Source organism: Streptomyces sp. NPDC031049 (assembly GCF_055571015.1).
This window is the reverse complement of record NZ_JBVIGC010000002.1, coordinates 310,991-331,021: the sequence shown is the minus strand read 5'-3', so window position 1 is coordinate 331,021 and position 20,031 is coordinate 310,991. Positions and strand designations below refer to the sequence as shown.

The 20,031-nt window shown below is 71.3% G+C and carries 16 protein-coding genes; 9 read left to right on the top strand and 7 right to left on the bottom strand.

Going from position 1 to position 20,031, the window contains the following annotated elements:
- Positions 1 to 117: 117 nt before the first annotated feature.
- A complete protein-coding gene (gene mmsA, locus ACZ45Q_RS04950) occupies positions 118 to 1,620 on the bottom strand; it encodes a CoA-acylating methylmalonate-semialdehyde dehydrogenase (RefSeq protein ID WP_468254975.1) in 1,503 nt (500 codons plus the stop codon).
- A gap of 629 nt (positions 1,621 to 2,249) precedes the next feature.
- Between mmsA and ACZ45Q_RS04945 the strand changes: the two genes are divergently transcribed.
- The 3 genes from ACZ45Q_RS04945 to ACZ45Q_RS04935 all read left to right on the top strand — a co-directional run bounded on the left by ACZ45Q_RS04945 (position 2,250) and on the right by ACZ45Q_RS04935 (position 5,366).
- A complete protein-coding gene (locus tag ACZ45Q_RS04945; protein WP_468254972.1) occupies positions 2,250 to 2,450 on the top strand; it encodes a helix-turn-helix transcriptional regulator in 201 nt (66 codons plus the stop codon).
- 152 nt (positions 2,451 to 2,602) lie between these two features.
- Positions 2,603 to 2,842 carry a heavy-metal-associated domain-containing protein gene (locus tag ACZ45Q_RS04940; RefSeq protein ID WP_468254969.1) on the top strand — a complete coding sequence of 80 codons (240 nt, stop codon included), beginning with the start codon at positions 2,603 to 2,605 and terminating at the stop codon, positions 2,840 to 2,842.
- Between the two features lie 82 nt (positions 2,843 to 2,924).
- The gene (locus tag ACZ45Q_RS04935) at positions 2,925 to 5,366 is read left to right on the top strand and encodes a heavy metal translocating P-type ATPase (protein ID WP_468254966.1); all 2,442 of its coding nucleotides are present in this window, start codon (positions 2,925 to 2,927) and stop codon (positions 5,364 to 5,366) included.
- A gap of 570 nt (positions 5,367 to 5,936) precedes the next feature.
- On the opposite strand, the gene ACZ45Q_RS04930 is transcribed toward ACZ45Q_RS04935, so the two are convergent.
- The 5 genes from ACZ45Q_RS04930 to ACZ45Q_RS04910 all read right to left on the bottom strand — a co-directional run bounded on the left by ACZ45Q_RS04930 (position 5,937) and on the right by ACZ45Q_RS04910 (position 10,982).
- Positions 5,937 to 7,226, bottom strand: coding sequence for a citrate synthase (locus tag ACZ45Q_RS04930; RefSeq protein ID WP_468254963.1), 1,290 nt, complete (start codon positions 7,224 to 7,226; stop codon positions 5,937 to 5,939).
- Between the two features lie 197 nt (positions 7,227 to 7,423).
- Positions 7,424 to 9,676 (bottom strand): SF1B family DNA helicase RecD2, encoded by a 2,253-nt coding sequence (gene recD2, locus ACZ45Q_RS04925; RefSeq protein ID WP_468254960.1) that lies wholly within the window; start codon positions 9,674 to 9,676, stop codon positions 7,424 to 7,426.
- Between the two features lie 41 nt (positions 9,677 to 9,717).
- On the bottom strand, positions 9,718 to 9,903 hold the full coding sequence (locus ACZ45Q_RS04920) for a DUF1737 domain-containing protein (protein WP_468254957.1): 186 nt from the start codon (positions 9,901 to 9,903) through the stop codon (positions 9,718 to 9,720).
- Entirely contained in the window at positions 9,900 to 10,124 is a 225-nt protein-coding gene (locus ACZ45Q_RS04915) for a DUF397 domain-containing protein (protein ID WP_468254954.1), read from the bottom strand. The genes ACZ45Q_RS04920 and ACZ45Q_RS04915 overlap by 4 nt, the downstream gene beginning before the upstream one ends.
- A 6-nt stretch (positions 10,125 to 10,130) precedes the next feature.
- Complete coding sequence (locus ACZ45Q_RS04910) at positions 10,131 to 10,982, bottom strand: helix-turn-helix domain-containing protein (protein ID WP_468254951.1); 852 nt, start codon at positions 10,980 to 10,982, stop codon at positions 10,131 to 10,133.
- Between the two features lie 225 nt (positions 10,983 to 11,207).
- Between ACZ45Q_RS04910 and ACZ45Q_RS04905 the strand changes: the two genes are divergently transcribed.
- Both ACZ45Q_RS04905 and ACZ45Q_RS04900 read left to right on the top strand, forming a co-directional pair.
- Complete coding sequence (locus ACZ45Q_RS04905) at positions 11,208 to 11,648, top strand: ATP-binding protein (protein ID WP_468254948.1); 441 nt, start codon at positions 11,208 to 11,210, stop codon at positions 11,646 to 11,648.
- 364 nt (positions 11,649 to 12,012) lie between these two features.
- On the top strand, positions 12,013 to 12,948 hold the full coding sequence (locus ACZ45Q_RS04900; RefSeq protein ID WP_468254946.1) for a hypothetical protein: 936 nt from the start codon (positions 12,013 to 12,015) through the stop codon (positions 12,946 to 12,948).
- Positions 12,949 to 13,277: 329 nt separating this feature from the next.
- On the opposite strand, the gene ACZ45Q_RS04895 is transcribed toward ACZ45Q_RS04900, so the two are convergent.
- Positions 13,278 to 14,144 carry an RCC1 domain-containing protein gene (locus ACZ45Q_RS04895; protein ID WP_468254943.1) on the bottom strand — a complete coding sequence of 289 codons (867 nt, stop codon included), beginning with the start codon at positions 14,142 to 14,144 and terminating at the stop codon, positions 13,278 to 13,280.
- 276 nt (positions 14,145 to 14,420) lie between these two features.
- On the opposite strand from ACZ45Q_RS04895, the gene ACZ45Q_RS04890 reads away from it, so the two are divergent.
- From ACZ45Q_RS04890 to ACZ45Q_RS04875, 4 genes are all read left to right on the top strand, one after another.
- Positions 14,421 to 15,464: a LacI family DNA-binding transcriptional regulator gene (locus ACZ45Q_RS04890; protein ID WP_468254940.1), complete on the top strand. Its 1,044-nt coding sequence runs from the start codon at positions 14,421 to 14,423 to the stop codon at positions 15,462 to 15,464.
- Positions 15,461 to 16,996 carry a sugar ABC transporter ATP-binding protein gene (locus ACZ45Q_RS04885; protein WP_468254937.1) on the top strand — a complete coding sequence of 512 codons (1,536 nt, stop codon included), beginning with the start codon at positions 15,461 to 15,463 and terminating at the stop codon, positions 16,994 to 16,996. The genes ACZ45Q_RS04890 and ACZ45Q_RS04885 overlap by 4 nt, the downstream gene beginning before the upstream one ends.
- On the top strand, positions 16,986 to 18,941 hold the full coding sequence (locus tag ACZ45Q_RS04880) for an ABC transporter permease/substrate-binding protein (protein WP_468254934.1): 1,956 nt from the start codon (positions 16,986 to 16,988) through the stop codon (positions 18,939 to 18,941). The genes ACZ45Q_RS04885 and ACZ45Q_RS04880 overlap by 11 nt, the downstream gene beginning before the upstream one ends.
- 184 nt (positions 18,942 to 19,125) lie before the next feature.
- On the top strand, positions 19,126 to 20,028 hold the full coding sequence (locus tag ACZ45Q_RS04875; protein WP_468254931.1) for a ribokinase: 903 nt from the start codon (positions 19,126 to 19,128) through the stop codon (positions 20,026 to 20,028).
- Positions 20,029 to 20,031 lie beyond the last annotated feature (3 nt).

Here is a 20,031-nt window from a genome sequence, read left to right as displayed (position 1 = left end):
GCGACAAAACAAACACACCCCACCACCCAAAAACCCCCCCCCCCCCCCCCCCCCCCCCCCCCCCCCCCCCCCCCCCCCCCCTTTCCCCCCCCCCCCCCCCCCCCCCCCGCCCCGGGTTCAGTGGTTGCGCGGGAAGCCCAGGTCCACGCCGGCCGGGGCCTCGGACGGGTCCGGCCAGCGGGTGGTGACGACCTTGCCGCGGGTGTAGAAGTGCGTGCCGTCGTTGCCGTAGATGTGGTGGTCGCCGAAGAGCGAGTCCTTCCAGCCGCCGAAGGAGTGGTAGCCGACCGGGACCGGGATCGGGACGTTGACGCCGACCATGCCGGCCTCGATCTCCAGCTGGAAGCGGCGGGCGGCGCCGCCGTCCCGGGTGAAGATCGCGGTGCCGTTGCCGAACGGCGAGGCGTTGATGAGGGCCACGCCCTCCTCGTAGGTCTCGGCGCGCAGCACGCACAGCACCGGGCCGAAGATCTCGTCCTGGTAGGCCTTCGCGGTGGTCGGCACCTTGTCGAGCAGCGAGATGCCGATCCAGTGGCCGTTCTCGAAGCCGTCGACGGTGTGGCCGGTGCCGTCGAGGACGACCTCGCAGCCCTCGGCCGCCGCGCCCTCGACGTAGGAGGCGACCTTGTCGCGGTGGGCCTTGGTGATCAGCGGGCCCATCTCGGAGGCCGGGTCGTTGCCGGGACCGATCTTGATCTTCTCGGCGCGCTCGCGGATCTTCTCCACCAGCTCGTCGCCGATCGCGCCGACGGCGACGACCGCGGAGATCGCCATGCAGCGCTCGCCCGCGGAGCCGTAGGCCGCGCTCACCGCGGCGTCCGCGGCGGCGTCCAGGTCGGCGTCCGGCAGCACCAGCATGTGGTTCTTGGCGCCGCCCAGGGCCTGCACGCGCTTGCCGTTGGCGGAGGCGGTGGTGTGGATGTGGCGGGCGATGGGGGTGGAGCCGACGAAGGACACGGCCTTGACGTCGGGGTGCTCCAGGAGCCGGTCGACGGCCACCTTGTCGCCGTGCACGACGTTGAAGACGCCGTCCGGCAGGCCCGCCTCGGCGAGCAGCTCGGCGATCCTCAGGGAGGCCGAGGGGTCCTTCTCGCTGGGCTTGAGGACGAAGGTGTTGCCGCAGGCGATGGCGATGGGGAACATCCACATCGGCACCATCGCCGGGAAGTTGAACGGCGTGATCCCGGCGACGACGCCCAGCGGCTGCCGGATCGCGGCCACGTCGACGCGGGTGGCGACCTGGGTGGACAGCTCGCCCTTGAGCTGGACGTTGATACCGCAGGCCAGGTCGACGATCTCCAGGCCGCGGGCGACCTCGCCGAGGGCGTCGGAGTGCACCTTGCCGTGCTCGGCGGTGATCAGCTCGGCGATCTCGTCGCGGTGCGCGTCGAGCAGCGCCCGGAACCGGAACAGGATCGACGTGCGCTGGGCCAGCGAGGACTGGCCCCAGGTCCGGAACGCCTCCTGGGCGGCGGCGACGGCGGCGTCCACCTCCTCGACCGAGGCGAAGGCGACCTTGGTGGTGACCTCGCCCGTCGCCGGGTCGGTCACCGGCCCGTAGGTGCCCGAGGCGCCCTCGACGGTCTTTCCGCCGATCCAGTGGTTGACGATCTTCGTCATGACCGAGTACTCCTTCGCAGATGGCGGCGTCGGGTCCAGACGTGCCGTTCGTACAGCTCGGGGCCTGGTCCGCGGCGATCGGGCCGCGGTGCCGGCCACGGATACATCCCACCAGTCCCGGGCTTGCCCACGCGCCCGACACAGTGTCTGCGGTTCGGGGGCGCGTGTAGACACATGTTCCGGACGGTCGGGCGGGCGCGCGGGCAGGGCGGGCAGGGTGGGTGGGCAGGGGACGGCAGGGCGGGTGGACAGGCCTCCGGCGCGGTGGCCGTGGCGGGCGGGGAGTCGGCGCCCGCGCTCCGCTCCTGCCAGGGCGGGGCGACCTCCCGCGCCGGAGGCGGTCTCCTCCGGCTTTGTAGTGCGGCGCGACAGACCCTGTCAATGCTTTGTCCGGACATTCGGATGACATTCTGGAGTCACCGATACGGCCCGCGTGTCACAAAGGCCACTGGCGTGTCACAGATGTCTCGGCTACGCGGGCCTTCGGTCACGCGTGCGCACGATCCCTCTCCCCCGCTCACCCAGCGTCGTTGACCGGACACAGTCTTGGTGATCACCAGCGCAGCGCCCGGCTCCCCCGGACGGCCGCCCCCGGCCACCGCCGCGGCGCGCGCGGGGAGGTGCAACACATGACCGACCGCAGGCTCTGGTCGTACAAGGACATCGCGGCCCACATCCGGGTGCAGCCGGACACCGTACGGTCGTACCGCAAGCACGGCCTGCTGCCCCCGCCGGACCACGTGGAGTCGGGCAAGCCCTATTGGTACGCCGACACCATCCGCGCCTGGGTGGCGTCCCGGCCGGGCAACCGCGGCCGCAGGCGGGAGTGACCCTCCGGCGGTGTCGCCGCCGCGGCCGTGAACCGCGAGCCCGGTGCGCGGGCTTGTTACCCCCTAGGGGTATGGTGGGTGGGAACCGGTCCCGGGTCGCCCGGGACCGGGCCATGGGTACCCGCCCCCCACGTCCGACGAGGAGTTGCGACATGACCGCCCACACCGACACCACGGGTTCCGTCACCACCGTCTACAAGGTGAGCGGGATGAGCTGCGGACACTGCGAGGGTGCCGTCTCCGGCGAGATCTCCCAGATCCCCGGCGTCAGCTCGGTCAAGGCCGTGGCCTCCTCCGGCGAGGTCACCGTGGTCTCCGCGGCACCCCTGGAGGAGGAGGCCGTGCGCGCCGCCGTCGACGAGGCCGGCTTCGAGCTCGTCGGCACGGCCTGAGCGGCACGCGCCCGACCGCCACCGCACACCCCCCGACCGGGCCGCGCCACGCACGGCCCGGTCGTCCGTCTGGAGCCCGGACATGACCAGCACCACCGAAGGCACCCCCGCGGGCACCACCTCCCCCGTGACCGGCGCCGAGCCCGGCCGCTCGGAGGTCGAACTGCGCATCGGCGGTATGACCTGCGCCTCCTGCGCGGCCCGCGTCGAGAAGAAGCTCAACCGCATGGAGGGCGTCACCGCCACGGTGAACTACGCCACGGAGAAGGCCCGGATCAGCCATCCGGCGACCGTGGAGGTGGCCGACCTGATCGCCACGGTCGTGAAGACCGGGTACACCGCCGAGCAGCCGCCTCCGCCGGCACCGGCCGAGCCGCCCGGGCGGGCCGGGTCGGCCGGGCCGCCCGGGTCGGCCGACTCCGCGCAGGCCGCGCCCGGCGACACGGCCGCGTCCCCCGGCGCCGGAGCGCACGAGGCTGCCGGGGCCCACGGCGGCGCCGGGGCACGTGAAGGCGCCGGGACACACGGCGCCGAGCCGACCGCCCTGCGGCAGCGTCTCGTCGTCTCCGCCCTCCTCGCCGCCCCCGTGGTCGTGCTCGCCATGGTGCCCGCGCTCCAGTTCGACCACTGGCAGTGGCTCTCGCTCACCCTCGCGGCGCCCGTCGTGGTCTGGGGCGGCCTGCCCTTCCACCGCGCCGCCTGGACCAACCTGCGGCACGGCGCGGCCACCATGGACACGCTGGTCTCCCTCGGCACGCTGGCGGCGTTCGGCTGGTCGCTGTGGGCGCTGTTCTTCGGGGACGCGGGCATGCCCGGCATGCGCCACCCCTTCGAGCTGACCGTCTCCCGCGCGGACGGCGCTTCGGCGATCTATCTGGAGACGGCCGCCGGCGTCACCGCCTTCCTGCTGCTCGGCCGCTATCTGGAGGCCCGCTCCAAGCGGCGCGCGGGCGCCGCGCTGCGCGCCCTGATGGAACTGGGCGCCAAGGACGTGGCCGTGCTGCGCGACGGCCGTGAGGTACGGATACCGGTGGCCCGCCTGGCCGTCGGCGACCGGTTCGTCGTCCGGCCCGGCGAGAAGATCGCCACCGACGGGACGGTGACCGAGGGTTCCTCGGCGGTGGACGCGTCGATGCTGACCGGCGAGTCGGTCCCGGTGGACGTGACAGTCGGCGACGCCGTCACCGGCGCCACGGTCAACGCCGGGGGCCGGCTGGTGGTCGAGGCCACCCGGGTGGGGGCCGACACCCAGCTGGCGCGGATGGCGAAGCTGGTGGAGGACGCGCAGAGCGGCAAGGCCGAGGTGCAGCGGCTCGCCGACCGGATCTCCGGGGTCTTCGTACCGGTGGTGCTGCTGATCGCGTTCGCCACCTTCGGGGGCTGGCTGGGCGCCACGGGGGACACCGTCGCCGCGTTCACGGCGGCCGTCGCCGTCCTGATCATCGCCTGCCCCTGCGCGCTGGGGCTGGCCACCCCGACCGCGCTGCTGGTCGGCACCGGCCGCGGGGCCCAGCTCGGCATCCTGATCAAGGGCCCGGAGGTACTGGAGTCCACCCGGCGCGTCGACACGGTCGTGCTGGACAAGACCGGCACCGTCACCACGGGCCGCATGACCCTGCACGAGGTGTACGCCGCCGGCGGCGCCGACGAGGAGCGGGTGCTGCGCCTCGCGGGGGCCGTGGAGCGGGCCTCCGAGCACCCCGTGGGCCGGGCGGTCGCGGCGGGCGCCGAGCGGCGGCTGGGCACGCTGCCGGAGGCCGAGGACTTCGCGAACGTGCCGGGGCGGGGCGTACGCGCGCGCGTGGAGGGCCATGAGGTGGCCGTGGGGCGTCTCTTCGACTCCCTGCCGGAGGATGTCGCCCGCGCCGTGGACCGGGCCGAGCGGGACGGGCGTACGGCCGTCGTCGTCGGCTGGGACGGCGCGGCACGCGGTGTCGTCGCCGTCGCCGACACGGTCAAGGAGACCAGCGCCGAGGCGGTGGCCGAACTGCGCCGGCTGGGACTGCGGCCGGTGCTGCTGACCGGTGACAACCGGCGGGTGGCCGAGTCCGTCGCCCGGAGCGTCGGCATCGACGAGGTGATCGCGGAGGTGCTGCCGGAGGGCAAGGTCGACGCCGTGCACCGGCTGCGCGCCGAGGGCCGGACGGTCGCGATGGTCGGGGACGGGGTCAACGACGCCGCCGCGCTGGCCACCGCCGACCTGGGGCTGGCCATGGGCACGGGCACGGACGCGGCGATCGAGGCGGCCGATCTGACCCTGGTCCGCGGGGACCTGCGGGTGGCGGCGGACGCCATCCGGCTCTCGCGGCGGACGCTGGGGACGATCAAGGGCAATCTCGTGTGGGCCTTCGGCTACAACGTGGCCGCGCTGCCGCTGGCCGCCGCCGGTCTGCTGAACCCGATGATCGCCGGGGCGGCGATGGCCTTCTCCTCGGTCTTCGTGGTGACGAACAGCCTCCGGCTACGGGCATTTCACCGAGCCGATACGGCAACCCCTCTGGAGTCCGACACGGGCCTCACATAAGCTCTTCACAAGGCTCGCGCATCTTCCTTACGCTGGGTCTCGGACGACGAATCGGGCCCCTTGCGCATCTATAGGACATATGCAAGAGACGCAGATCACAGTGATGCGAACGTAACCATCGAAGGGGTTCGAAGGTCTAAGTTGGCGATGTCGGGGAGCGTCTTGGGGGGCGCGATCCGGCATCTGGGGATGTCTTGGGGGACTTCCCCGGAGATGCGTTGCCGGGACACGTACACCGGGAAGCTTTGAGCGGCCCTCCCGGGCGTGCGCTGTCCCGGCAGACCGCACGCCACAACCACACAACAGCAGTACAGGACGAGTGCGACGGGTTTTGCTCGTTGTGCTCATGCAGCGATTCAGGCGCTGTCCTCACAAGCGCCCGGCCGGATCCCGTGGGGGGAATCCGCACCGGGACACGGGAAGGCGCCCTGGTCGCCGGCCCGTGGGGGGACCGGCGCTCCGGGGCGCCTTCTGCTGTCGCCGCCTGCGCGGGGCGTACGACAAGCCCCGCACCGCCTGTGCGGTACGGGGCTTCTCAGCTGCGGTACGGGCTCTTCAGGCCTGGGGCGCTCAGCGCTCCTCGACCGGCACGAAGTCGCGCTCGACCACACCGGTGTAGATCTGCCGCGGACGGCCGATGCGGGAGCCCGGCTCCTTGATCATCTCGTGCCACTGGGCGATCCAGCCCGGAAGGCGGCCGAGGGCGAACAGGACCGTGAACATCTCGGTCGGGAAGCCCATGGCCCGGTAGATCAGGCCCGTGTAGAAGTCGACGTTCGGGTAGAGCTTGCGCTCGGTGAAGTAGTCGTCGGAGAGCGCGTGCTCCTCCAGCTTCAGGGCGATGTCCAGCAGCTCGTCGGACTTGCCGAGGGCCGAGAGCACGTCGTGCGCGGCGGCCTTGATGATCTTGGCGCGCGGGTCGAAGTTCTTGTAGACCCGGTGGCCGAAGCCCATCAGGCGGACGCCGTCCTCCTTGTTCTTCACCTTGCGGATGAAGGTGTCGACGTCGCCGCCGGTGTCGCGGATGCCCTCCAGCATCTCCAGCACCGACTGGTTGGCGCCGCCGTGCAGCGGGCCCCACAGCGCGTTGATGCCGGCCGAGATCGACGCGAACATGTTCGCCTGCGAGGAGCCGACCAGGCGGACCGTGGAGGTCGAGCAGTTCTGCTCGTGGTCCGCGTGCAGGATCAGCAGCTTGTCCAGGGCGGAGACGACGATCGGGTCCAGCTCGTACTCCTGCGCGGGGACCGAGAAGGTCATGCGCAGGAAGTTCTCCACGTAGCCGAGGTCGTTGCGCGGGTAGACGAACGGGTGGCCGACCGACTTCTTGTAGGCGTAGGCGGCGATCGTCGGCAGCTTGGCGAGCAGGCGGATCGTCGAGAGGTTGCGCTGCTCCTCGTCGAACGGGTTGTGGCTGTCCTGGTAGAAGGTGGACAGCGCGGAGACCACCGACGACAGCATGGCCATCGGGTGCGCGTCGCGCGGGAAGCCCCGGTAGAAGTTCTTGACGTCCTCGTGCAGCAGGGTGTGCTGCGTGATGTCGTTCTGGAACCCGGTGAGCTGGTCGACGGTCGGCAGCTCGCCGTTGATCAGCAGGTAGGCGACCTCCAGGAAGGTGGAGCGCTCGGCCAGCTGCTCGATCGGGTAGCCGCGGTAGCGGAGGATGCCCGCCTCGCCGTCCAGGTACGTAATGGCGGATTTGTACGCGGCGGTGTTGCCGTAACCGCTGTCCAGCGTCACCAGACCGGTCTGGGCGCGGAGCTTCCCGATGTCGAAGCCCTTGTCGCCGACGGTGCTGTCGATCACCGGGTAGGTGTACTCGCCGTCGCCGTACCGCAGTACTACAGAGTTGTCGCTCACGTCTTCCCTCACCGACGTAGTGCCTCATCTTCGAGGTGCCCTGACTGTCTCTACCATCCCCCACTTGGCTGAGGAGAGTGCACTCGGGGTCGACCATCGGGCCTATCGGCGGCACTCAGTGCCGTCAACTTGCTCATCCTGCCCCCTTCCTTCCCCGTCCGGAAGGGCTGTGTGACCTTTGCGACTCATTTGATCGATCATTTTTCGGCGAGCCGGAAGTCCAGCGCCGTGCACCGCCGGCCCGCCGAGACCGTGCGCACCGCCTGTCCGATCGCCTTGCGCGAACCGACGAGGACGACCAGCTTCTTCGCCCGGGTGACCGCCGTGTAGAGCAGGTTGCGCTGGAGCATCATCCAGGCGCCGGTGGTCACGGGGATCACCACCGCCGGGTACTCACTGCCCTGGGAGCGGTGGATGGTCACCGCGTAGGCGTGGGCCAGCTCGTCCAGCTCGTCGAACTCGTAGGCGACCTCCTCGTCCTCGTCGGTCAGCACCGTGAGCCGCTGGTCCACCGGGTCGAGCGAGGTGACGACGCCCACGGTGCCGTTGAAGACACCGTTGGTGCCCTTCTCGTAATTGTTGCGGATCTGGGTGACCTTGTCGCCGACGCGGAAGACCCGGCCGCCGAAGCGCTTCTCGGGCAGGTCGGGGCGGCCGGGGGTGACGGCCTGCTGGAGGAGGCCGTTGAGGGTGCCCGCGCCGGCGGGGCCGCGGTGCATCGGGGCGAGGACCTGCACGTCCCGGCGCGGATCGAGTCCGAACCTCGCCGGGATGCGCCGGGCCGCGACGTCCACCGTGAGCCGGCCGGCCTCCTCGGTGTCGTCCTCGACGAAGAGGAAGAAGTCCTTCATGCCGTCGGTGACCGGGTGCTGCCCGGCGTTGATCCGGTGGGCGTTGGTGACGACGCCGGACTGCTGGGCCTGGCGGAACACGCGCGTGAGCCGCACGGCGGGGATCGGGCCCCCGTCGGCCAGCAGGTCCCGGAGCACCTCACCGGCACCGACGCTGGGCAGCTGGTCGACATCGCCGACGAAGAGCAGGTGGGCCCCCGGCGGCACGGCCTTGACCAGCTTGTTGGCCAGGAGGAGGTCCAGCATGGAGGCCTCGTCCACGACGACGAGGTCGGCGTCGAGCGGGCGGTCCCGGTCGTAGGCGGCGTCGCCCCCGGGCTTCAGCTCCAGCAGGCGGTGGACGGTGGAGGCCTCGGCGCCGGTCAGCTCGGCGAGCCGCTTGGCGGCCCGCCCGGTCGGCGCGGCGAGCACGACCTTGGCCTTCTTGGCGCGGGCCAGCTCCACGATGGAGCGGACGGTGAAGGACTTGCCGCAGCCGGGGCCGCCGGTGAGGACGGCGACCTTCTCGGTGAGGGCCAGCTTGACGGCGGCTTCCTGCTCGGGGGCGAGGTCGGCGCCGGTCCTGCCCTTGAGCCAGCCGAGCGCCCGGTCCCAGGCGACGTCCCGGAACGACGGCATCCGGTCCTCGTCGGTACGCAGGAGGCGCAGCAGCTGGGCGGAGAGGGACAGCTCGGCGCGGTGGAAGGGGACGAGGTAGATCGCGGTGACGGGACCGCCGCCGTCCGGTCCCGGGACCTTCTCCCGTACGACGCCGGGGTCGCCGCCGTCCTCCGGGGGCTCCGCCAGCTCCGCGAGGCACTCGATGACCAGCCCGGTGTCGACCTGGAGCAGCTTGACCGCATCGGCGATCAGCTTCTCCTCGGGGAGATAGCAGTGGCCCTGGTCGGTGGACTGCGACAGCGCGTACTGAAGGCCCGCCTTGACCCGCTCCGGGCTGTCGTGCGGGATGCCGACGGACCGGGCGATCTTGTCGGCGGTGAGGAAGCCGATGCCCCAGACGTCGGCGGCCAGCCGGTAGGGCTGGTTCCTGACGACGGAGATCGAGGCGTCGCCGTACTTCTTGTAGATGCGCACGGCGATCGACGTCGACACCTCGACGGTCTGGAGGAACAGCATCACCTCCTTGATCGCCTTCTGCTCCTCCCAGGCGTCGGCGATCTTCTTCGTCCGCTTGGGTCCGAGGCCGGGGACCTCGATGAGCCGCTTCGGCTCCTCCTCGATGATCTTGAGGGTGTCCAGCCCGAAGTGCTGGGTGATGCGGTCGGCGAAGACCGGCCCGATGCCCTTGACCAGCCCCGATCCCAGGTAGCGCCGGATGCCCTGGACGGTGGCCGGCAGCACGGTGGTGTAGTTCTCCACGTGGAACTGCTTGCCGTACTGCGGGTGCGACCCCCAGCGTCCCTCCATCCGCAGGGACTCCCCGACCTGCGCGCCGAGCAGCGCCCCGACGACGGTGAGCAGGTCACCGGCGCCTCTGCCGGTGTCGACGCGGGCGACCGTGTAGCCGTTCTCCTCGTTGGCGTACGTGATGCGCTCGAGCACGCCTTCGAGGATGGCGAGCCGCCGTTCACCGGGGGCGGCGGGTGGCTGGTTGGGCATGATCCGACGGTACCGGCGGGGTGTGACAGCGGAACCGGCCGCTAGGAGTGCTTCGGCCAGACCACCGCCTGCGCGACGATGACCCGTTCACCGTCGAAGGTGACGGCGGGGCCTTCGTGGAGCTCGTAACCGAGCGCGAGCACTTCGCTCACCCGCCGGCAGAACGAGGCGTCGTCCGGTCCGGTCAGCACCCGGTAGGCGGGCAGTCCGTTCGGCGGGGTGCTCATGCGGAGGGTCCCGCGAGCGGGCCCCTCGCGGGGCTGCCGGTCTGCTTGAGGGCTTCGAGGAACGGGGTGAAGGCGGTGGCAGGGAAGGTGAGGGTGGCTCGGGTGGGGGCCTTGGAGTCGCGGACGGCTATGTGGGTGGGGGTGGCGGCGATCTCCAGGCAGTTGTTGCCGTCGCCGCCGCCGGAGTAGGAGGACTTGCGCCAGTGTTCGAGAGCGGTCACGGACCCTCACAGTTCCTTGGCCAGTGTCTGGATGAAGTCACGCGACCGAGCGGGATCGAGTGACACGCCTTCTACTCTACGGAAGAGCGTTCGAAAAACCCCAAGTTGAGCCTCGGAGTCGATGAAGCCGGTCCCGTGGGGCGCATCGCGTACGGCGGTGTCCAGCCTGGGCACAGCCCCACCTGCCAGCATCATGGGGCTCCAGGTTCCCCCGAAGCCGTCCAGGTCGAAGGGGATGACGCGCACGGTGATGTGGTCCGCTGCGGAGAGTTCCAGCACACGGGCCAGCTGGTCACGCGCCGTAGCCCGGTCTCCGACCCTGATACGCAACGCCGCTTCGTGAACCACGGCCTCGTACGGGACTGGCGCGGAGCCCTCAAGCACCTCCTTGCGTCGCATCCGATGGCGGACGCGCAACTCCAGCTCATCGTCGGGCAGTTCAGGGACCCTGGAGGCGAAGGCGGCGCGAGCATAGCTTTCCGTCTGAAGCAGGCCCGGAACGAACAGGAACTCCACATCCCAGCGGTACGTGGAGTGGTGCTCGAGTTCAGCGAGATCCAGGAAGGGCGTGGGCAGCAGCCCTCGGTACTCCTCCCACCAGCCACGCGTCCGGTCGGTCGCCATGGCCACGAGGGCGTCGATGAATTTCGCGTCCGTGCACGAGTAGTTCGCCGCGAGGCGACGCAACCGCTCTTCACTCACGCCCGCGAGCCCGGACTCGATATGGCTGATCTGCACCCGGCTCACCCCGAGCAGCGCCGCCGCCTCGACGGCGGTGAGTCCCGCCGCGTCCCGCAGCCTGCGCAGTTCGACGGCCAGACGCATCTGTCGTGCGGTGGGTTCGCGCCTCAAGACCATCGACGACTCCTCAGTTCAACGGGCTCCCGATGCAACCCGTTCGAGGGCAGATCAGGCAATCGGCTTGCTAGGTATGACATGTTAGCCCTACCGTCGGTGACGTGGCGCACACACAGCGCACCCGGCGTCCGGAAGCGCACCGCTCCGCCCTGCCACGACGGCTGCGGCAATGACACCGGACCACTCGCTCACCGCCAACTCCCCCCTCCACTTCGAGGAGTCCGCATGCCCGAAACCGAACACGAACCCTGGGAGTACTCCCTCTACATCCCCAACGACGTCCGCGCGGTCACCGTCTGCCGCCGCACCCTCCGCCTCATCCTCACCATGCACGGCCTGATCCGCCTCGCCGACACCGCAGAACTCCTCGCCACCGAACTGATCTCCAACGCCGTACGCCACACCAAAGGACCGGCGGCACTCCGCGTCCGCTGGTCGGGAACCGGCACCCTGCGCATCGGCGCCTGGGACGCCGACCCCTCACCCCCGGAACCCCCGCTCCCGCTCCAGCAGGCAGCGGAACTGGAAGAAGGCCGCGGCCTGGCCCTCGTGCGGGCCTGCGCCGACGTATGGGGCTGGCAACCCCTCGCCAGGGACGGCAACCGAGGCAAATACGTCTGGTGCGAGGTCGGCGCCGGCGCCGGAGCGCCGTTACCGGCCGCTTGACGGAGGGGTGACCGTCGGGGCCGCCCGGAAAGGCGGGTGGCCAACCGGCAAGGCCCCTCCCGTCGGCGGAGCAGTGGACCCGGGCTGCGGGGGCGCGATCGCACCTCGTCGGCACGCCGGGACGGCTCAGCGGCTGCCCGCCGGGCAGTGAGCCGGTCAATCGCGAGCCGTGACCAGGGAGGCTCTGACCCTTCTTTGCCTGGTCTGTGACGTTTGCCACCCGTCCTTTACACATGCATGGGCTGCGACCAAGATCAGCTTTGCCACCGGCGCTGACCACGCCGGTGAGGATCGATCGATTGCACATGGGGGAACGTTGCTTCGAGCAACCCTGCACCGAGGTCCACTCGCTGGACTCGCGGTGATGACAACGACAGCTCTGGTTGCGACCATCGCTCCGGCCGTTGCTGCTGATGGGCCGTCGCCCGGCTCCGTCGAGCAGGCCGCGGTAGTCGTGGAACGTGCTACAGGCACGGAAGACCTTGCTTCGTCTCACGAGCGGCCGAACGCCGCCGCGGAAGCGACGGTCGAGAATGACGCGCAGTCAGTCACCGTCACGGCTCCGATCAAGGCCACCGGCAGGGTGGAGGTGGGGAACACCGGCGGTGACCGTGTCTCTCTCACATTGGCCGGCGCCAAGGGCGTGAACGGGGTCAAGGCAGGCACCGGCACCGTGGTCTACCCTGAGGCCGCTTCCAGCGTGGACCTCGCCGTCCAGCCGACGCGCGACGGCTCCGTCCGGACGCTCGTCACACTCAAGAACAGCGCGGCCTCCACCAAGCACCGGTTCGAACTCGACCTCCCGGATGGGGCGTCACTGCGCCCTAAGGACGACGGCGGGTTCAACATCGTTGAGACTGGCGAGGGAGGAGAGGAGTCGGTCGCCGGCTCCATTGCCGCGCCTTGGGCGAAGGACGCACAAGGTCGGCCCGTGCCGACTCGCTACACGGCAGAAGGCAGTGCCCTCGTTCAGGAGATCGACACGACCCCGGACACTGCCTTCCCCGTGGTGGCCGACCCGAAGATCACCTTCGGCTGGGGCGTCTACATCAACATGTGGGGGCATGAACTCGGTGCGGCCGCGCTGGCCGTCGGCTTCGGAGTGGAAGTCGGGCTGGCCTACATCTGCGGCAAGGCGAAGCTCATACTCGGCACCGCCTGCGGCCTCGCCGTCGGCGGCAAAGTGCTCTTCCCGACGTACGCGGAGGTGAAGAAGCTCAAGCCCAAGAAGTGCTACCAGAACAAGTTCGGTTCCAAGCGCAAGTGGAAGATCGTCAGCGACAAGAACTGCAAGTACTGAGGGGCCATGAAAAACAACGTAGCGGCACTGGTAATTGCTGTCGTAAGCGTTCTCTGCGCGCTGGCGCTTCGCGCGGCCGACGCGCCTGTGTGGGCGTTCGTCCTGGTCGCAGCCGTCCTTGCCGCCTGCATCGGCGGAGTCGCCGTCCTCCGTCGCCGGGCGAACGGGTACCGGATGCGGTGACACGCCTGAAAGCGGTCACATCACCCGGGTGAGCGCCGAATGCCCTTCCACTGAAGGAGGCCGCCTCCACGCTGCGAAGTCACGCGGAGGTGGCTTCCTCAGACCCGATTCGAGGCCAGGGCGCCCCGCTCACGGGCCCCGGCATGTCAATCCGGTGATTGCGGCGGAAGTTCGATGTCCGACCAGGCACCGACCTCGCACTGTCCGTCCGCGTTGCTGCCCGTGGCGACGACCGTCCCGTCGGCGCGCAGGCCGAGGGTGTGTGTCGAGCCGGCCGCCACGGCGACGATGCCGCGCCAGCCGCCGACCCGGCACTGGCCGTGGCTGTCGTCCCCCGTCGCGAGGACCCGTCCGGACGCGGTGACGCCGACGGTGTGGTGGCTGCCCGCGCTGAGCGCCACCACCTCCTCCCACGCGTCGACCTCGCAGGCCCCGGTCGTCCGGTCTCCTGTCGCCACCGCCCGCCCGTCGGTCCGGAGGCCGACGGTGTGCAGGTAACCGGCTGAGACGGCGGCCAGGTCGTGCCACCCTTCGACGGCGCACTGCCCTCGTCGGTCGTTCCCCGCGGCCACCGCGGAACCGTCCGACCGGACGCCGACCGAGTGCCAGTCACCGCACGAGAGGCCGACCACCTCGCGCCAGGACCGCACGTCGCACTGTCCTTCCGAACTCCGGCCGGCCGCCAGCACGCGGCCGTCGGCGAGCAGCCCGAGCGTGCGGCGCCATCCCGCGGCCACGGCCGTGACGCCCCGCCATCCGGCGACGTCGCACTGCCCGTCGCCGTTCCACCCCGTCGCCACCACCGTGCCGTCCGACCGGAGCCCCACCGTGTGGGACCGGCCCGTGTTCCTCGCGGTGTGGACGTTGCCGACCGCGACGGCCACGACGTCGTGCCATCGTTCGACACGGCATTCGGCGGCTGCGGAATCGCCCACGGCGACAACGGTTCCGTCCCGGCGCAGCCCGACCGAGTGACGCCTTCCGGCGGCCAGCGCCGACGAGTTGACGAGCAATCCGCCTCCCAGTACTGGCCGCAGGGCCGCGAGTTCGCGACGCGGGCCCCCACCCTACGCCGGAAGGGGATCGGAGCGGGGCCCCTCGTCGTCGCCGGCGGATGACGGCGCACGGCACCGGCAGCCGCCTCGCCGGCAGGAGGTGCTCGTGCCTCGCGGTCACCGGCGATCCCGCGGTCACGATTGGGTCTCGGTCGCCCCCACCCCCTTGCCCGCAGCGCGTGTAATCGTTTCCAATCGAGCGCTGTAAACGTTTCCACGAGGAGGTGGAACCGCATGGCCGGCATCAAGGACGTCGCCGCCGAAGCGGGGGTCTCCGTCGCCACGGTCTCGCGCGTGCTCAACGGACACCCCGCCGTCAGCGACGCCGCACGCGCCCGGGTGCTCGCCGCCGTCGAGGCGCTGGCGTACCGGCCGAACGTCGTCGCCCGGTCGTTGCGGACGGATCAGACCCGCACCCTCGGGCTGGTCATCAGCGACGTGATGAACCCCTACTTCACCGAGCTGGCCCGGTCCGTCGAGGAAGAGGCACGTTCGCTCGGGTACAGCGTCATCATCGGCAACGCCGACGAGCGGCCCGATCTCCAGGACCACCACGTGACGACGCTGCTGGACCGGCGGATCGACGGGCTCCTCGTCTCCCCCACCGACGGCGGCTCCCCGCGGATGCTGGAGGCCGCGCGGGCCGGGACGCCGATGGTGTTCGTGGACCGGTGGATCCCCGGCGTCGACGTGCCCGTGGTGCGGGCCGACGGCAAGGACGCCGTACGGGATCTCGTCGCGCACCTGTACGGGCTCGGGCACCGGCGGCTGGCCATCATCGCGGGGCCGGCCGCCACCACCACCGGGCGGGAGCGGGTGGACGCCTTCCGGGAGGCCCTGGCGGCCCACGGCCTGACCCTCCCGGACGCCTACGTCGGCCAGGGCGACTTCCAGGCCGAGAGCGGGCGGCGGGTCACCGAGGGCTTCCTCGACCTGCCCGAGCCGCCCGAGGTCGTCTTCGCCGCCGACAACCTGATGGCGCTCGGCGCGCTGGACGCCGTACGCGCGCGTGGCCTGCGGGTCCCGGACGACCTCGCCCTGGCCGCGTTCGACGACATCCCGTGGTTCGTGCACACCGATCCGCCGGTCACCGCCATCGCCCAGCCCACGGGCGAGCTGGGGCGGGCCGCCGTGCGCGCCCTGGTCGACCGGATCGAGGGGCGGCCCGGCCGGTCCGTCACCCTCCCCGCCCGGCTCGTCGTACGCCGCTCGTGCGGCGCGCCCGCACAGGCCTCCCCTCCCCCGTCCCCCTCCCCCGTACGAAGGAGTACGTCGTGAGCAACCCGGACGAGTTGCTGCGCATCGAGGGCATCCGCAAGACCTTCCCCGGCGTGGTCGCGCTCGACGGCGTGGACTTCGCTCTGCGCCGGGGCGAGGTGCACGTGCTGCTCGGCGAGAACGGCGCCGGGAAGAGCACCCTGATCAAGATGCTCTCCGGCGCCCACACGCCCGACGCCGGGCGGATCCTCGTCGGCGGCGAAGAGGTGCGCATCCACGGAGCGCAGGACTCCGAGCGCCTCGGAATCGCCACCATCTACCAGGAGTTCAACCTCGTTCCCGATCTGACGGTCGCCGAGAACATCTTCCTCGGGCGGCAGCCGCGCCGGTTCGGCGTGATCGACCGGAAGCGGATGGACGCGGAGGCGGAGGTCCTGCTCCGGCGGGTCGGTGTCGACGTGTCGCCGCGCGCGCGGGTGCGGGAACTGGGGATCGCCCGGCTCCAGATGGTCGAGATCGCCAAGGCGCTCAGCCTGGACGCGCGCGTGCTCATCATGGACGAGCCGACCGCCGTGCTCACCTCCGAGGAGGTCGAGAAGCTGTTCGCGATCGTGCGGCGGCTGCGGGAGGACGGGGTCGGGATCGTCTTCATCACCCACCACCTGGAGGAGATCGCCGCGCTCGGGGACCGGGTCACCGTCATCCGGGACGGCAGGAGCGTCGGGCAGGTCCCGGCCTCGGCCCCCGAGGACGAGCTGGTACGGCTCATGGTGGGGCGGTCGATCGAGCAGCAGTACCCACGGGAGCGGGCCGACGCCGGCGAGGCGCTGCTGAAGGTCCAGGGCCTGACCCGGAACGGGGTCTTCCATGACGTGAGCTTCGAGGTGCGCGCCGGTGAGGTCGTCGGCGTCGCGGGCCTGGTCGGCGCCGGGCGGACGGAGGTCGTCCGTGCCGTGTTCGGCGCCGATCCGTACGACGAGGGCGCGGTGACCGTCGCCGGGACCCGGCTGCGGCGCCATGACGTCAACGCCGCCATGGCCGCCGGTGTCGGGCTGGTGCCCGAGGACCGCAAGGGCCAGGGGCTGGTGCTGGACGCCTCCGTCGAGGAGAACCTCGGGCTGGTCACCCTGAGGTCGGCCACCCGCGCGGGGCTCGTGGACCTCAAGGGGCAGCGGGCGGCCGCGGCCCGGATCGCCGAGCAGCTCGGTGTGCGGATGGCGGGCCTCGGCCAGCATGTGCGCACCCTGTCCGGCGGCAACCAGCAGAAGGTCGTCATCGGCAAGTGGCTCCTGGCCGACACCAAGGTTCTGATCCTCGACGAGCCGACGCGCGGCATCGACGTCGGCGCCAAGGTCGAGATCTACCAGCTGATCAACGAGCTGACGGCGGCCGGCGCCGCCGTGCTGATGATCTCCAGTGACCTGCCCGAGGTGCTCGGGATGAGCGACCGGGTCCTGGTGATGGCGCAGGGCCGGATCGCCGGCGAACTCACCGCCGAGGACGCCACCCAGGACGCCGTGATGGCGCTCGCCGTCAGCGCCCCCACCGGCAACGGAACCAGCAACGGAACGGAGGCCTCCCGTGGCCACTGACACGCTCAAGAGCAAGCCGGGCGCGCGGGGCGGCGCCACGGGCGGCCTGCGCCGCCTGCTGCTCGACAACGGCGCGCTGACCGCGCTGATCGTCCTGGTCGTCGCGATGTCGGCGCTGTCCGGCGACTTCCTCACCGCCGACAACCTGCTGAACGTCGGCGTCCAGGCCGCGGTGACCGCGATCCTCGCCTTCGGCGTCACCTTCGTCATCGTCTCGGCGGGCATCGACCTGTCGGTGGGTTCGGTCGCCGCGCTGTCGGCCACCGTGCTGGCCTGGAGCGCCACCGAGGCCGGGATACCGGTGCCGGTGGCGGTGCTGCTCGCGATCGTCACGGGCATCGCCTGCGGCCTGGTCAACGGCTTCCTCATCTCGTACGGGAAGCTGCCGCCGTTCATCGCGACGCTGGCCATGCTGTCGGTCGCGCGCGGTCTGTCGCTGGTGGTCTCGCAGGGCTCGCCGATCGCCTTCCCGGAGTCGGTCTCGCACCTCGGGGACACGCTGGGCGGCTGGCTGCCGGTGCCGGTGCTCGTGATGGTCGTCATGGGGCTGCTCACGGCGTTCGTGCTGGGACGGACGTACATCGGCCGCGCCATGTACGCGATCGGCGGCAACGAGGAGGCGGCGCGGCTGTCGGGGCTGCGGGTGAAGCGGCAGAAGCTCGCCGTCTACGCGTTCTCCGGGCTGTTCGCCGCCGCCGCGGGCATCGTGCTCGCCGCCCGGCTGTCCTCGGCGCAGCCGCAGGCCGCGCAGGGCTACGAGCTGGACGCCATCGCGGCCGTCGTCATCGGCGGTGCCTCGCTGGCGGGCGGCACCGGCCGCGCCTCGGGCACGCTGGTCGGCGCGCTGATCCTGGCGGTGCTGCGCAACGGCCTCAACCTGCTGTCGGTGTCGGCCTTCTGGCAGCAGGTCGTCATCGGTGTCGTCATCGCGCTGGCGGTGCTGCTGGACACGGTGCGGCGCAAGGCGGGGGCGACGACGCCCGCGGCGGGTGCGTCCGGCGGGGGCAGGGGCAGGCAGGCGCTGACGTATGTGATCGCGGCCGTGGTGGCGGTGGCGGTCGTCGGGGCGACCTCGCTGCTGCACAACGGTTCCCCGGCGGGGAAGACGCAGAAGGTCGGTCTGTCGCTGTCGACCCTCAACAACCCGTTCTTCGTGCAGATCCGGGCGGGCGCCGAGGAGCGCGCGAGGGAACTGGGGGTCGATCTGACGGTGACGGACGCGCAGAACGACGCCTCGCAGCAGGCCAACCAGTTGCAGAACTTCACCAGCGGCAGCCTGTCGTCGATCATCGTCAACCCGGTGGACTCCGACGCGGCCGGCCCGTCGGTGCGGGCGGCGAACAAGGCCGGTATCCCCGTCATCGCCGTCGACCGCGGCGTCAACCAGGCGGACACGGCCGCGCTGGTCGCCTCCGACAACGTCGAGGGCGGCGCGCAGGGGGCCAGGGCGCTGGCGGAGAAGCTCGGCGGCAAGGGCAGGATCGTCATCCTCCAGGGGCAGGCCGGGACCTCGGCCAGCCGGGAGCGCGGCGCCGGTTTCGCCGAGGGGCTGAAGGACTACCCGGGCATCGAGGTCGTCGCCGAGCAGCCCGCGGACTTCGACCGCACCAAGGGCCTGGACGTGATGACGAACCTGCTCCAGGCGCACCCCGACATCGACGGTGTCTTCGCGGAGAACGACGAGATGGCGCTCGGCGCGATCAAGGCGCTCGGCGCCAAGGCCGGGAAGTCGGTGCAGGTCGTCGGGTTCGACGGCACGCCGGACGGGCTGAAGGCGGTCCAGGAGGGCACGCTGTACGCGTCGGTGGCGCAGCAGCCGAAGGAGTTGGGCAGGATCGCGGTGGAGAACGCGCTGCGCGCGGCCGACGACGAGGAGACCGAGGAGACGGTGAAGGTGCCGGTGAAGGTGGTCACGCGGGAGAACGTGGCCGGTTTCGACGGCTGACACCGGCGTCACGCCGGGATGCGGGCGGGCGGTCACAGTGGACCGCCCGCTTCCGGTCATGATGACTGCGGTCACGAGGACCACGGTCGTCAGGGCCACGAGGGCCATGGGGCCGAGAGGGCCGCATGGGGCCACGAGGGTCATGAGCCCGCCGGAGGACAGCGGGAGAGTGGGGAGACAACCCATGTACGACTACGACCTGCTGGTCGTGGGGTCGGCCAACGCCGACCTGGTGATCGGTGTCGAGCGGCGCCCGGGGGCGGGCGAGACGGTGCTCGGCTCCGATCTGGCCGTCCACCCGGGCGGCAAGGGCGCCAACCAGGCGGTCGCCGCCGCCCGGCTCGGCGCCCGTACGGCGCTGCTGGCGCGGGTCGGGGACGACGACTACGGCCGGCTGCTGCTGGAGTCGCAGCGGTCGTCCGGGGTGGACACGGTGGGCGTGCTGGTCGGTGAGGTCCCGACGGGCGTCGCGCTGATCACGGTGGACCCGTCCGGGGACAACAGCATCGTGGTCTCGCCGGGTGCGAACGGCCGGCTGACGCCGGGGGACGTCAGCGCCGCCGCGAGTCTCTTCCACGCCTCGCGGGTGGTCTCCGTGCAGCTGGAGATCCCGATGGAGACGGTGGTGCAGGTGGTGCGGAGCCTGGCTCCGGGCAGCCGCTTCGTGCTGAACCCGTCCCCGCCGCGCGCCCTGCCGCGCGAGGTGATGGACGCCTGCGATCCGCTGATCGTCAACGAGCACGAGGCGCGGGTGCTGCTCGGCGGCTCCCTGGTGAGCGAGGAGCCCGAGGACTGGGCGCGCATCCTGCTGGCCAAGGGCCCGCGCTCGGTGGTCGTCACGCTGGGCGCCGAGGGGGCGCTGGTGGCGTCGGCGGAGGGCGTCACGCGGGTGCCTTCGGTGAAGGTGGACGCCGTGGACACCACGGGTGCGGGCGACGCGTTCACGGCGGCTCTGGCCTGGCGGCTGGGCACCGGCGCGTCCCTCGCCGAGGCGGCGGCGTACGCGGCCCGCGTCGGGGCGGCGGCGGTGACGAAGGCGGGGGCGCAGGAGTCGTACCCGACGGCGGCGGAGGTCGAGGCGCTGTGAGCG

What these genes read in the sequence shown, in the direction of transcription:
- ACZ45Q_RS04900 (WP_468254946.1), top strand. Translation starts at nt 12,013, where the DNA reads ATGACAACGACAGCTCTGGTTGCGACCATCGCTCCGGCCGTTGCTGCT.
- ACZ45Q_RS04940 (WP_468254969.1), top strand. Translation starts at nt 2,603, where the DNA reads ATGACCGCCCACACCGACACCACGGGTTCCGTCACCACCGTCTACAAG.
- ACZ45Q_RS04905 (WP_468254948.1), top strand. Translation starts at nt 11,208, where the DNA reads ATGCCCGAAACCGAACACGAACCCTGGGAGTACTCCCTCTACATCCCC.
- ACZ45Q_RS04890 (WP_468254940.1), top strand. Translation starts at nt 14,421, where the DNA reads ATGGCCGGCATCAAGGACGTCGCCGCCGAAGCGGGGGTCTCCGTCGCC.
- ACZ45Q_RS04935 (WP_468254966.1), top strand. Translation starts at nt 2,925, where the DNA reads ATGACCAGCACCACCGAAGGCACCCCCGCGGGCACCACCTCCCCCGTG.
- ACZ45Q_RS04875 (WP_468254931.1), top strand. Translation starts at nt 19,126, where the DNA reads ATGTACGACTACGACCTGCTGGTCGTGGGGTCGGCCAACGCCGACCTG.
- ACZ45Q_RS04945 (WP_468254972.1), top strand. Translation starts at nt 2,250, where the DNA reads ATGACCGACCGCAGGCTCTGGTCGTACAAGGACATCGCGGCCCACATC.
- ACZ45Q_RS04910 (WP_468254951.1), bottom strand. Translation starts at nt 10,982, where the DNA reads ATGGTCTTGAGGCGCGAACCCACCGCACGACAGATGCGTCTGGCCGTC.
- ACZ45Q_RS04920 (WP_468254957.1), bottom strand. Translation starts at nt 9,903, where the DNA reads ATGAGCACCCCGCCGAACGGACTGCCCGCCTACCGGGTGCTGACCGGA.
- recD2 (WP_468254960.1), bottom strand. Translation starts at nt 9,676, where the DNA reads ATGCCCAACCAGCCACCCGCCGCCCCCGGTGAACGGCGGCTCGCCATC.
- mmsA (WP_468254975.1), bottom strand. Translation starts at nt 1,620, where the DNA reads ATGACGAAGATCGTCAACCACTGGATCGGCGGAAAGACCGTCGAGGGC.